Source organism: Blastococcus sp. CCUG 61487, from assembly GCF_005222955.1.
Lineage (GTDB): Bacteria > Actinomycetota > Actinomycetes > Mycobacteriales > Geodermatophilaceae > Blastococcus.
The window spans coordinates 1-417 of record NZ_LWUA01000143.1; the positions used below are offsets into that span (position 1 = coordinate 1).

A 417-nucleotide genomic window follows, 5' to 3' on the forward strand; every position below is an offset into this window, starting at 1 on the left:
CGCCTCCGGGCAGCGGGGACTGCAGGAACCACCGTCGGGCCGGCCGGGACGACGGCGGACGGCGTCGGGTCCGTGGTGGAAGGCCGACGCCCGCAGCGACCCGTGGCGGGACCCGTACGCGCCGGCCGGACTGGGTGCGCCCGCGGTGTACCGGGAGGAGCGCGCGGAGCAGGAGGGCCCGGTCGTCGTCGGCGCCAAGGGCCGCAAGCGGCTGCGGCTGCGCGACGTCTCGGTGCGGCTGTCCACGCTCGCGCTGCTCGCGGTCCTGCTGGTCGGCGCGATCGGCGGCGGCGTCGGCTGGTGGCTCACCCGCGCGATGCCGGAGTCCCCGCTGCTCGCGCCGGGCACGACGCTGACCCAGGTGGAGCCGGGCATCACCCGCGAGCCGGGGTCGGTCTCCGACATCGCCGCGGCGGT

At 78.4% G+C, this 417-nt stretch carries 1 pseudogene; it reads left to right on the forward strand.

The features are described 5' to 3' along the window. Positions 1-417: pseudogene (locus A6V29_RS08635) on the forward strand (S1C family serine protease); the annotation flags it as partial.